The organism is Rosenbergiella nectarea, from assembly GCF_900111105.1.
GTDB lineage: Bacteria > Pseudomonadota > Gammaproteobacteria > Enterobacterales > Enterobacteriaceae > Rosenbergiella > Rosenbergiella nectarea.
Genome location: NZ_FOGC01000008.1, coordinates 19146 through 31038 on the forward strand (window position 1 = coordinate 19146; position 11893 = coordinate 31038).

The 11893-nt window shown below is 48.2% G+C and carries 11 protein-coding genes; 7 read left to right on the forward strand and 4 right to left on the reverse strand.

All coding sequences use genetic code 11. The features are described from left to right. Nucleotides 1–9: 9 nt before the first annotated feature. Together mqo and BMX14_RS10405 are read right to left on the reverse strand one after the other, a co-directional pair. Nucleotides 10–1635 (reverse strand): malate dehydrogenase (quinone), encoded by a 1626-nt coding sequence (gene mqo / locus BMX14_RS10400; protein WP_092676513.1) that lies wholly within the window; start codon nucleotides 1633–1635, stop codon nucleotides 10–12. A 378-nt stretch (nucleotides 1636–2013) separates the two neighbouring features. Beyond that, entirely contained in the window at nucleotides 2014–2262 is a 249-nt protein-coding gene (locus BMX14_RS10405; protein ID WP_092676516.1) for a DUF1158 family protein, read from the reverse strand. 246 nt (nucleotides 2263–2508) lie between these two features. On the opposite strand from BMX14_RS10405, the gene mntP reads away from it, so the two are divergent. From mntP to BMX14_RS10435, 6 genes are all read left to right on the forward strand, one after another. Further along, on the forward strand, nucleotides 2509–3081 hold the full coding sequence (gene mntP, locus BMX14_RS10410) for a manganese efflux pump MntP (RefSeq protein WP_092676519.1): 573 nt from the start codon (nucleotides 2509–2511) through the stop codon (nucleotides 3079–3081). 33 nt (nucleotides 3082–3114) lie between these two features. Further along, complete coding sequence (locus tag BMX14_RS10415) at nucleotides 3115–3477, forward strand: protease inhibitor I42 family protein (protein WP_092676522.1); 363 nt, start codon at nucleotides 3115–3117, stop codon at nucleotides 3475–3477. A 196-nt stretch (nucleotides 3478–3673) separates the two neighbouring features. Beyond that, nucleotides 3674–5509: an ABC transporter ATP-binding protein gene (locus BMX14_RS10420; RefSeq protein ID WP_092676525.1), complete on the forward strand. Its 1836-nt coding sequence runs from the start codon at nucleotides 3674–3676 to the stop codon at nucleotides 5507–5509. Between the two features lie 78 nt (nucleotides 5510–5587). Next, nucleotides 5588–6091, forward strand: a complete 504-nt coding sequence (locus tag BMX14_RS10425) for a TIGR00645 family protein (protein ID WP_048912933.1) — start codon at nucleotides 5588–5590, stop codon at nucleotides 6089–6091. Between the two features lie 74 nt (nucleotides 6092–6165). After that, nucleotides 6166–6594, forward strand: coding sequence for a DUF2946 domain-containing protein (locus tag BMX14_RS10430; protein ID WP_177173132.1), 429 nt, complete (start codon nucleotides 6166–6168; stop codon nucleotides 6592–6594). Between the two features lie 40 nt (nucleotides 6595–6634). Next, nucleotides 6635–8338: a DUF2534 family protein gene (locus tag BMX14_RS10435; protein WP_092676825.1), complete on the forward strand. Its 1704-nt coding sequence runs from the start codon at nucleotides 6635–6637 to the stop codon at nucleotides 8336–8338. Nucleotides 8339–8422: 84 nt separating this feature from the next. On the opposite strand, the gene gorA is transcribed toward BMX14_RS10435, so the two are convergent. Next, nucleotides 8423–9775, reverse strand: a complete 1353-nt coding sequence (gene gorA / locus BMX14_RS10440; protein ID WP_092676531.1) for a glutathione-disulfide reductase — start codon at nucleotides 9773–9775, stop codon at nucleotides 8423–8425. A gap of 141 nt (nucleotides 9776–9916) precedes the next feature. Here gorA and rnz point away from each other — a divergent pair, with 141 nt between their 5' ends. Further along, nucleotides 9917–10828, forward strand: coding sequence for a ribonuclease Z (gene rnz / locus BMX14_RS10445; RefSeq protein ID WP_092676534.1), 912 nt, complete (start codon nucleotides 9917–9919; stop codon nucleotides 10826–10828). 63 nt (nucleotides 10829–10891) lie between these two features. On the opposite strand, the gene BMX14_RS10450 is transcribed toward rnz, so the two are convergent. Further along, the gene (locus BMX14_RS10450) at nucleotides 10892–11734 is read right to left on the reverse strand and encodes a 23S rRNA (adenine(2030)-N(6))-methyltransferase RlmJ (RefSeq protein WP_092676537.1); all 843 of its coding nucleotides are present in this window, start codon (nucleotides 11732–11734) and stop codon (nucleotides 10892–10894) included. Between the last annotated feature and the right edge of the window lie 159 nt (nucleotides 11735–11893).

An 11893-nucleotide genomic window follows, 5' to 3' on the forward strand; every position in this document is an offset into this window, starting at 1 on the left:
CGTTTGCTATCATACCGAGAGAGGTTCACCCTCAGTGATGGGTAAAGGGCTAAGTGTTACAGCCTCTTGCTCGCTATCAGGCGTAGGGTAATCGAGTTCTAAGACTTCACTAGTGTGCTTCAAGACCTGCTCGGTGGCTTGTTCATCATCGTTAAGCGCAGTTTTCCAGTAAGGGATCAATTGCTTAATCTTTTGTTGCCAGCTTTCAGAAGCGATCTCATCTTTAAAGATCCTGCCCATTACCTCAAGCATCGCTTGGGCAGCGGTTGATGCACCGGGTGATGCTCCTAAAAGTGCTGAAATGGTTCCGTCCTGCGAGGTAATAATCTCAGTACCCAGTTTTAACGTACCGCCTTTACTGCCATCGTTTTCAATGACTTGCACACGTTGACCGGCGACGACTAAGCGCCAATCTTCCGCCTTAGCGTGAGGGACATATTCACGCAGCGCATCGAGGCGATTTTTATCGGTAAGAAGTACTTGCCCGATAAGATATTTCACTAGGCCGAAATTACGCGCCCCGACTTGCATCATCGGGACAATATTATTCGGCGTCATCGAGCCAAACATATCGAGTAAAGAGCCTTGTTTAAGGAACTTGGTAGAGAACGTGGCAAATGGCCCAAACAGGAGCACTTGTTTACCATCGAGAACGCGTGTGTCGACATGAGGCACCGACATTGGCGGCGCCCCAACACTGGCCTTACCGTAAACTTTAGCTAAGTGCTGCTGGACCAAGTCTTGGTTTTCGGTCACTAAGAAGGAGCCACCTACCGGGAAACCCGCAAATTTTTTCGCTTCGTCAATCCCGGTTTTCTGTAGGAGAGGGAGTGCGCCACCGCCAGCGCCAATGAAGATATGTTTCGCGGTCACCGTACGCGAGGTGTTATTCATCAGGTTTTGTAGCGTGACTTGCCACAAGCCATTCTTTAAGCGCGTAATCGTTCGCACTTCTTGACGAAGGGATAGGTTGAAATTATCGCGTTGACGTAAACTCTCAATAAGTTGTTTGGTTAATTCACCGAAATTCACATCAGTACCGAAAGGTGAGTGGGTCGCAGCCACTTTCTCTCCTGGTCGACGTCCTTTCATAATCAGTGGTGCCCACTGTTGGATCGTTTCGGCTTCATCAGAAAAGGCCATTCCGCGGAATAAGCAACTGTTACGTAAACTCTCTGCGCGCTTTCTCAGGAAATTGACATTGTCATCTCCCCACACGAAACTCATATGGGGCGTGGTATTGATAAAACTGCTCGGGTTGCCTAAACGACCTTGCTCTACCAATGAAGCCCAAAACTGACGAGAAACCATAAAGGCCTCGTTAATCGAAATCGCCTTAGAGATATCAATCGAGCCATCAGCACGTTGCGGTGTATAGTTCAACTCCGCCAACGCTGAGTGGCCAGTCCCAGCATTATTCCAACCATTTGATGACTCTTCTGCAACGCCAGGCAGGCGTTCTACCATCTCAATACGCCAAGTCGGTTCAACGTCTTGCAGAAAAGTACCCAAGGTTGCGCTCATAATTCCCGCGCCAATCAATAACATATCGAGGGGAGAAGATTCGGGTACATTAGCAGTCATAGCGTGGCTCGCACTCATGGAGAGTGGTAGATGTAATGGTGATTTCGACATGAGGCAATATCCTCTTCTGTAAGACGCCGATCCGCTTACAGCGTGGTGACAGTAAATGAAGCTCTCGGTAAGATACCGATAAATATAACATTTCCCTGTCTAATTTAAACATCGGATTTGAAGTATTTTTCGAGAAACGGCAGCAATTAAAATAGATGGAAAATCATAGTCGTATGTATTTTTTTAACATATAAATCAATTAATTATTTATTCATTCTACTATTATTAGTGAGTTCAATATAACTATTAGAATTATTGCTAATAATTACCTTTTTATTCCGTAAGATAATGATAATTCATAATATAATCGCCACTCAACCTATAATGTGATTTATGTCACATAGTGGTTAATTATCTGTTAAATTTGCCACTAATTGATCAGGCTACGTTAGCGATAAAACGCCGCCAGATAAAACGTATCAGTAAGTACTCTAGCGTTCCCAAAAAGAGAAACCATAAGGCGAAAACAATCGTATAAAGCTGATTGAGGTCCATAAGATGGAACCCTTGCATTATGGACTTGGCCAAGCCAATACCGAAAGTTGGGGCGGGCAGTAACAATGCCGACAGAAAGCCCAGCAATAAGATCCCAGCGGGGATGAAGAGTGTTTCAAGCGGATTTTTCATAAGGCACTCGTATTTTCTTCACGTCGAGCGTGATTTAACTCACCATAAAACAAAAACTAATTTTACCAAGAATATCCTCGGCTTGCGCCTCGTTTATGTATTAGGGTAAAAGTTATAGCCTTTGCTATACTTAACTACATGATTTTATTGCTTTTTTATTTAACCCTTTGCATGGTAGACTCCTCTCCATGACGACTTCCCGATCAGGGAACATCACTGTTACTTTGTATAGTTACTCAGATTATTATGAACATACTGACCACACTTATTCTTGCCCTGGGCATGTCGATGGATGCTTTTGCCGCCGCCTTAGGTAAGGGCGCTGTACTTAAACACGTCACCCTCAAAGAGGCCCTCCGTACAGGTCTCATTTTCGGTGTGATTGAAACATTGACTCCTTTACTTGGATGGGCCCTCGGTATTGCAGCAAGTCGATATGTGATGGCTTGGGACCACTGGATAGCGTTTGTCTTACTCATGGTGCTCGGCGGACGCATGGTGATCGGAGGATTACGTCATCGTAATGACGAGGAGATTAGTCCTCCAGAGCGCCATGGATTTATGGTATTAGCCTTAACGGCGGTAGCGACAAGCTTAGATGCACTCGCCGTTGGCGTAGGGCTGGCTTTCCTACAGGTCAATATTGTGCTGACCGCATTGACTATTGGGATCAGCACCATGATTATGGCCACCACCGGCATGCTTATCGGGCGATTTATCGGTCCTGTATTGGGTAAATGGGCGGAAATTTTAGGCGGTGTGGTGCTGATGGGGATTGGTACATCGATTTTAGTTGAACATCTCGGTTTACTAAACTAAGGCTTCTTACGGCTTACACTCAAGGAAAACGTTATGAAAATGATCACTCCACTGCTCGCCGGCGTAATGCTGCTTGCATCGTCACCCTTATTTGCCGCCGAGTCAGTGCCGACACTTGAAGGCGCGCAGGGGAAAATCGTTCGACTAGAGGTTAAGAGTAACCCCACCACCGGTTATCAGTGGATGATTAGCAAACTGCCACAGGAATTAATCTTTGTCTCGAGTGATTATCAACAAAATAAAGATTGTCCCAAAGGTGCGGTAGGCTGTTCAGGTAAACAAACCTTCACCTTCATAGCTCAGCAAGCAGGGACTACAAGCTTACAGCTGATCTACGGTCGAGCTTTTGATAAAACATCGTGGCAAGAAAAAACGGTACCCGTGGTCATCAACTAAGTATTGCTGCACTAGGCTGTTGCCATTACCTGGGCAGCCTTATCGTGAATAAATAATAAGTTCATACGCTACTCCCCCCCTCACTGGTGAACCCTGCGGCCAGATTAATAGCCGAATAATCGTTACTGAAGGCGGCAGTTCAATCGTTTTTACAGTAAACTTATTGGTTCATGCACTGCATAGAGTCGGTATAGTTATGATTTCTGAGCGTTTTGAACGATTGATTGATATTTTCCGCGAGGCCCCGAGTGCCGAGCCACCTAAAGCGATTGGCGCTTTCTATCTTTTCTATTTACGGCAAGTATGGCCTTGTTTTGCCGGCTTACTGGTGGTGGGTTTCCTTGGTGCGCTGATTGAAGTCGCACTTTTTAGCTATTTAAGTACCATTATCGACCTCGTTAACCACAGTCGGCCCGCGACGATATTTCATGAGCATTGGCCTATTCTGTTGTGGATGGGTGCAGTCGCGTTAGTGATCCGCCCAATAATGATTTGGTTGCATGATTTACTCATTCACCAAACTATTAACCCGCGGATGACCAGTATGATCCGCTGGCAAAATCATCGCTACGTGTTGCGCCAAAGTTTGTCCTTCTTCCAAGGCGATTTTGCTGGGCGCATTGCACAACGTATTATGCAAACGGGTAACTCAGTACGAGACTCTGCGGTGCAGCTTGTCGATGCAATTTGGCATGTCGTGATCTATGCCGTGACCTCTCTGGTGCTCTTTGCAGAAACTGATTGGAAATTGATGATCCCATTAATTGTTTGGATGGTGGTCTACGTTGCGGCATTACGCTATTTCGTGCCACGCGTCAAACAACGTTCGGTCGTCTCTTCGGAAGCTCGCTCCAAATTAATGGGATTTATTGTTGATGGTTACACCAACATTGCTACCTTAAAACTGTTTGCGCATAGCGCACTCGAAGAGCAAAACGCCCGCGAGACCCTCCAAGATCAGACGGAAAAAACGCAATTAGCCGGAAGAATGATTACGGCGATGGATGTTACCCTTTCGACCATGAATGGCGCATTGATTGTGACAACAACCGGGTTGGCGCTATGGCTTTGGAGTCAATCATTGATCTCAGTTGGGGCCATTGCCTTAGCGACGGGGCTAGTTATTCGTCTGGTCAATATGTCCGGATGGATCATGTGGGTGGTTAACGGTATTTTCGATAATATTGGTACCGTCCAAGATGGGATGAAAACCGTTTCTCAGCCACTGAGCGTGCAAGATGCGCCGCATGCGCAGCAGCTTACTGTGACACAAGGGGAGATTGTTTTCGACCATGTACGCTTTGGCTATTCGAAAGAACGGACCATTATCGACCACCTTAATTTAACCATTCAGCCTGGCGAAAAAATTGGCTTAATCGGCTCCTCGGGAGCGGGTAAATCGACGCTAGTTAACCTTTTACTACGAATGTACGATGTCGATCAGGGTAAAATTAGCATCGATCATCAAGATATCGCGCAGGTCACTCAAGATAGCTTACGCAGTCAAATCGGGATGATCACCCAAGATACCTCACTGCTGCACCGCTCCATCCGGGATAACCTGTTATATGGCCGCCCTGATGCGACAGAGGAAGAACTTGCGACGGCGATCATCGGCGCGCGCGCCGATGAATTTGTTCCCCAACTCTCCGATAATGAAGGGCGTAGCGGTCTGGACGCGCAAGTGGGTGAGCGAGGGGTTAAATTGTCCGGTGGACAGCGGCAACGCATTGCCATCGCCCGTGTGTTATTAAAAAATGCACCGATCTTGATTATGGATGAAGCGACATCAGCGTTGGATTCCGAGGTCGAAGCGGCGATACAGGAGAGTTTAGAATCGCTAATGAGCGGGAAAACCGTTATCGCCATTGCACACCGCTTGTCGACCATCGCGCGTATGGACCGTCTTATTGTATTACATCAAGGACGGATTGCCGAGCAGGGGACGCATCAACAATTATTAGCACACCAAGGTATCTATGCCCGTTTATGGCAACGTCAAACCGGCGGGTTTGTGGGCGTCGATGAGTAATTGGTGAAGATTTGTGGGTCAGTTTGCACGCGCGGTTTGCTATACTGGCTCACACGTCTTTTTCTTGCTCGGATTATTATGGAACGTTTTGTAGAAAATTTAATGTATGCCACCCGCTGGATCTTGGCGCCTGTCTATTTTGGCCTATCGATTGGGCTACTGGCGTTAACGGTGAAATTTTTCCAAGAAGTCATTCACGTTCTTCCTGAGCTGTTTACTGTAAGTGAAAACGATCTCATTTTATTACTGCTGTCCCTGATTGATATGTCGCTGGTGGGCGGATTACTGATTATGGTGATGTTATCTGGGTATGAAAACTTTATTTCTCGTCTCGACATCGATGAAAGCAAAGAGAAGTTGAGCTGGTTAGGCAAAATGGACGCGGGATCGCTAAAGAATAAGGTTGCAGCGTCAATCGTCGCCATTTCATCCATTCATCTTCTGCGTGTTTTTATGGAAGTACGCACTATCGATAATACGAAAATTCTTTGGTATGTCGTGCTACACGTTACCTTTGTCTTCTCTGCGTTTGTGATGGGCTATTTAGATAAACTCTCTCGCCATGATAAATCAGCACACTAATCATTAACGCCCTCGCCTCGGGGCAGTTTATACTGTTGCCCTAAGGCTTGATAAAATAGACCGCGCACATGTTCATGACCCCCGTAAAATATCGACTTGCCGCAGTACTTGCAGTACTGTCGATCTTACTGTTGTTCATTGCGCCGTTAATCTCGCAGTCACTTTACCTCGCCCACGCCTCGCGTATCACACAGACTGAACAACGCTGCAGTGACGCAATGGGCAATGGGGAAATGTCAGACGCGATGATGTCACACAGTATGTCAGCCGAAAAAAGCGACCATAGGTCTCTTCCTGCATCGGGCATGGTCTGTGGCTACTGTGAATTACTGGTCCACTTTCCTTTTTTCGCGTGGATTGCTGCCGCTATCCTTTTGCTGATTAGCGCCTTATCTCGGACGCCTCCTCAGTTACCTTATCGCACGATTATCTTAACCGCTTGTTATCCGCCTCAACTCTCGAGGGGACCTCCGCGGGTCCGGAGTGAATCAATAGTGCACTGAATACAGTGCGTTGACTTTCTTTTTGACCCGCGAGATCGCTATGACTCAGTCTGCAAAAGCGACGTCGAACAGCAATAATGCATTTATGCTATTGCTCCGTCGTTTACATTTTTATATTGGCTTATTTATTGGGCCGTTTATTTTTATCGCGTCCCTGACGGGCATGCTTTATGTCATCACTCCCAGTGTGGAGAGTGGGCTATATGCCTCTACGCTCAAGGTGGTTCCGCATGGCACCGTTCAGCCTCTTGCTGCACAAGTTGCCGCGGCGAAGCGGGCGATTCATCAACCCGCCACGCTTGCCGCGGTACGTCCTGCTCCTAGCGCCACGGATACCACCCGTGTTCAATTTTCCCAGGCTGGACTAGGACCTTCGGAAACCCGGGCTATCTTTATTGATCCTTATCGTCTCACGGTGACCGGCAACTACACCGTCTATGGTACATCGGGGATATTACCGTTTAGAACGGCACTCGATCACCTCCATCAAAGCCTGCTGTTAGGCAATGCCGGACGTGCGTACAGCGAACTTGCCGCCTCATGGATGTGGATTGCAGCGCTGGGGGGTGTCATTCTCTGGATGAGTTCTCGTCGACAGCTTAAGCAAAGTAAACGTAAGACGAGTTTTAGCCAGCGCTGGCACCGTCGGTTCGGTGGGGCATTACTCTTAGGGATGTTATTCCTTTCCGCTACGGGAATTACCTGGTCACAGTGGGCGGGCGACAACGTCAATCAGCTGCGACACGCCTTCGGGTGGTTAACCCCACAAGTGACTGCCGTTGTTGCGGGAGTCACGGTCCAAGCACCGAAAAATGCGCATGCTGAGCATCAGGCCATGGATATGGGCAGTATGCCCGGTATGGATATGAGCCAACCTTCGCCAACCTCTGCACCGACTTATAACGTGGCGGATGGTGAATGGGACCGCGCACTGTTCGAGGCACGACAGAGTGGAATACAGGCCGCTAAAATTGAAATTCGGCCGCCTAAGGATAGTTACCATACTTGGACTGTCACTGAAATTGACCATCGTTGGCCGGTGCAGGTCGATGCCGTCGCATTGGATCCTAAAACCCTTACTGTAATTGATCACGTCGAGTTTCGCGATTACCCGCTTCTGGCAAAATTAACCCGCTGGGGTGTTGATGCGCACATGGGGCTCTTATTTGGCGGATTAAATCAGTTAATACTTGCCCTGTTTGCACTCGGGCTCTGCGCCCTGATTATTATGGGGTATCGGCAATGGTGGCGGCGTCGGCCTCATCCAGCCGACCACTCGCCAACGCAGACGTTAAGCGAGGCTTGGCGGAACTGCCACATTGTTACGCGCAGTATCGTTATCATCTTCGCTCTGCTGATAAGTTATGCCTTACCTGTTCTTGGGGTAAGCCTTGTACTTTTTATTTTGATCGATATCTATCGCTGGAAGAGGGCGTTAACCATGCAACATACACCGATAAGCGAGTCATCTCAGTTCACGGCGGAGCAGCAACAACAGCGGAAGAAAAAGCGTAACTTTATCCGGGGTGTCATCGTTATTTGGTTAATAACCTGTACCGTGATGGCGCGAGCGATCATCGGTGGCGTGATTGAGGAATATCACCTTCCTTTTGGCGAATGGTCGGGGGGGATGTATGTGATGCAAGGGATGATGATTATCATCTATACTAGTGTCTTTACTGGCTTAATGTCGATTCCTCTCTGGTATTTCTTCTTGGGTGAGAGCGATCCCCAAGGGAAATAATAAACGCTGACGCTGAGCCAGGACGCTCTGCGTAATACCTTAAAAAAAAACCACCCGCAGGTGGTTTTTTTCCGGTTAAGTTACTTAACGCATCGTCACAAACTCTTCCGCAGAAGTTGGGTGGATCGCCACGGTATTATCGAAGTCACGCTTGGTTGCGCCCATTTTCAATGCAACGGCGAACCCTTGTAGCATCTCGTCCATACCATAACCGATACCATGAATACCGACGATTTTCTCTTCTTTACCCACACAGACCAACTTCATACGGCAAGGTTGGCGGTATTGAGTTACCGCAGTGTACATCGCCGTGAATGAAGAGGTATAAACCTTCACCTGCTCATCACCGAATTGTGCACGGGCATCCGGCTCGCTAAGGCCGACAGTACCGATAGGTGGATGGCTAAACACGACGGTCGCGATATTGGAGTAGTCTAAATGCTCGTCAGGTTTGTTATTAAATAAACGCTCGGAGAGACGACGTCCCGCGGCGACCGCGACAGGTGTTAATTCGACAGCACCTGTATTATCACCGACAGCATAAATGCCTGGGACAGAGGTATTTTGAAACTTGTCGACATTGATGTAGCCTTTGTCGTTCAGCTCAACACCCGTGGCCGAAAGATTGATACTATCGGTTGATGGCGCGCGGCCAATTGCCCAGATCAAGCAATCAGTATTGTGTTCTTCACCGTTGGTGAAATAGATAGTTAAGCTACCATCGCTGTTTTTCTCAATACGCTCCGCTTCACACTGCTTATGCAGGTGAGGCCCCTCTTTTTCCATCACCTCGACGAGGGTATCGGAAAGAAGCGGGTCGAAACCCCGTAACGGCTTATCTTTACGTAAGAAGAGGTCGGTTTCTGCACCCAATGAATTCAAAACACCCGCCACTTCTACAGCGATGTAGCCCGCTCCGATCACCGCCACACGAGCCGGAAGTTGATCCAGCTCGAAGAAACCATCGGAGTCGATCCCGTATTCAGCACCTGGAATCGTGGGGAGAACAGGATGACCGCCTGTTGCAATCAAAATATGATCAGCCGTGTAGGTTTCGCCATTCACTTCAACGGTGTGGGCGTCGACAAAGGTCGCAAAGCCTCGGATCACATCGACATTATTTTTTCCCAATACGTTATCGTAAGAGTGATGAATACGATCGATATAGGCAGAACGATTCTTGATCAGGGTTTTCCAATCAAATTTATTCACGGTAGTATCGAAGCCGTAATCTGGGCCGTACATATGAATGGCTTCTGCAATTTGCGCGGCATGCCACATCACTTTTTTAGGCACACAGCCGACGTTGACACAGGTTCCACCTAGCGCTTTGGCTTCCACTAAGGCGCATTTCTTACCGTGCATGGCTGCTCGATTGATCGAGGCGATACCGCCACTCCCGCCACCAATAGCGAGATAGTCATAATGTTTCGTCATCGTTCCTTCCATTTTAGTTGAGGTCGATAAATGAATAAATTTCTCAGTACAGTGTAACCTGCGGCAGAAAAACTATGCAAAGTTTGCTTCTATAGCTGTGATAGGCTTAGATCATGAAATAACAGCTAATGGGATGCAGCGATGTATTTAACTTTTCTTGGTACCTGTGCGGGTGCACCCAGTTTACAACGTAATGTCACCAGTATAGCACTCAGCTTCTCACCAAAGGGTGAGACATGGTTATTTGATTGTGGTGAGGCAACGCAGCATCAGTTTATGCGAACGGAGCTAAAACCGGGCCGTTTAGAGAAAATTTTTATTACTCATCTTCATGGGGATCATATCTTCGGTCTCCCCGGTATATTGACCAGCCGCTCGATGAGCAGTATTGCGACGCCCCTCACTATTTATGGCCCGAAAGGGTTGAAAACCTTTATTGATACGGCGCTTACGGTCAGTGGCTCGTGGGTAGATTTTCCGCTTGAGATTATCGAAGTGGAGCCAGGCATCATCGAAGAAAACGACGAATTTCGGGTTATCGCCCAGCCGTTAAACCATGTGATCCCTTGTTTCGGCTACCGCATCGAGCAGCGAGATCGCCCAGGGAGATTGGACGAGCGGCGGCTGAAGGACGACAATATTCCGGCTGGGGCTTGGTTACAGCAGTTAAAAAAAGGGAAGAATATTCGTTTACCCGATGGACGTGACGTCATGGCCGAACGCTACCTTGGACCAAGTAAAAAAGGGAAGGTGGTGACAATTCTCGGCGATACGGCACCCTGTGACAACGCGGTTGTCTTGGCGATGCACGCAGATATTTTAGTGCATGAGGCTACCTTAGAAGCCGCGATGGCAGAAAAGGCGAATGGCAGGGGGCACTCTACCACGGCGCAAGCGGCATCGATTGCTCAGCAGGCACAGGTGGGTAAATTGATCGCGACACATTTTAGTTCACGCTATCGTCAGCAGGATATGCCGCGACTGCTGGCAGAATGCCGGACGGAATTTGCCAACACTGAGTTGGCTTACGACTTTATGGTCGTTAATCTTTAAGAGTTAGGTCGCTTGTATCGCATCAGTGTACCGAGCGCTATATAAGATAGCGCTCGACATTCGTTATTCAGGAACAATCCACTCGACTAACGTATGGCCGATGCCTTGCGGGACTAATTGTTCGTGCAACCATGGTAGCACTGAGCGCATCTGCTGTTCTAATTTCCACGGCGGGTTAATCACAATCATGCCGGAGGCTGTCATACCTCGTTGGTCGCTGTCTGGCTTGACGGCAAGCTCGATCTGCAGGATCCGACGGATGCCGGTGTCCTTCAGATCGGTAACCATCCGCTTGATCTGCTGCCGTAATACGACCGGATACCACAAGGCATAAACGCCGGTTGAGAAGCGTTTGTAACCTTCAGCGATCCCTTGGACTACCGCTTGATAATCCGTTTTGATCTCGTAAGGGGGATCGATAAGGATCAGACCGCGACGAGAGGGGGGGGGCAGTTTCGCTTTCAGTTGCTGATACCCATCGCCTCGCGCGACAACAGCACGCAGATCTTTTTGAAACTCACCGCGTAGTAGCGGATAGTCGCTAGGGTGCAGCTCTGTCAGTTGTAACTGATCTTGCTCACGTAATAAGTGGCGAGCAATCAACGGTGATCCTGGGTAGTATTTGAGTTGACCCGAGGGGTTTAAATCACGTACCGCTTGAAGATAGGGCGCGAGTTCGGCAGGCGTATTACTTTGCTGCCAGATACGTGCGATACCTTCCATATATTCGCCTGTCCGCTCAGCGTGTTCGCTGTTAAGAAGATAACGGCCAGCCCCTGCATGAGTATCCAAATAGAGAAAAGGTTTATCCTTCTCTTTTAATGCCGAAATAATAAGGCTTTGCACGGTGTGCTTTAAAACGTCGGCATGGTTACCCGCGTGGAAGCTATGGCGATAGCTCAGCATGTGATTTCCTTTATAACAGAACACGACAAAAAACGAGACAGGCGTAGCTGTCTATGAGGGGTAAGTATAACAAATTGCGCTCAGCGGCAGTAGCATTACGCAAGGTCAGCGGCGGGATGATTGATATTTTTCTATTCGTCCCCATATCTTAAGAATACG